The sequence below is a fragment of the Xenorhabdus sp. KJ12.1 genome, from assembly GCF_963876495.1.
Lineage (GTDB): Bacteria > Pseudomonadota > Gammaproteobacteria > Enterobacterales > Enterobacteriaceae > Xenorhabdus > Xenorhabdus stockiae.
This window is the reverse complement of sequence record NZ_CAWNQH010000043.1, coordinates 1-326: the sequence shown is the minus strand read 5'-3', so window position 1 is coordinate 326 and position 326 is coordinate 1. Positions and strand designations below refer to the sequence as shown.

The 326-nt window shown below is 49.1% G+C and carries 2 pseudogenes; both read right to left on the bottom strand.

The annotated features are described in order from the left end of the window. Window positions 1-100: pseudogene (locus AACS92_RS04260) on the bottom strand (transposase); the annotation flags it as partial. Window position 101: 1 nt separating this feature from the next. Further along, a pseudogene (locus AACS92_RS04255) lies at window positions 102-326 on the bottom strand (hypothetical protein); the annotation flags it as partial.

Sequence of the window (326 nt, the reverse complement as noted above, 5' to 3'; positions counted from 1 at the left end):
GGGGTTCAAAGGTACTTTCACGATCGCGGGGAATTTGCAGCGCCAGTTCGCCTTCTTCAGTCAGTAGCGTTTTAGCGGAATAGCCATTGCGGGTATTAGTACTACAGCCGTAATGGCTGTGGAATAAGAGGGGTATCCCGGCGCCGATAATGACATTGTTGTGCGCGGTACTGATGTCGTCGTCGCCAGTTTGACCAAAATAAAATCTGTTCGACGGTTTCTCTGGTCTTTTTCATCAGTTTTGACAGCAGGTTACGCAGTTCCGATATGCTCAGGGCTATCAGTCCCTGCGGTGTTTTTTTTCTCCTGTATCCGCAAAACTGCCA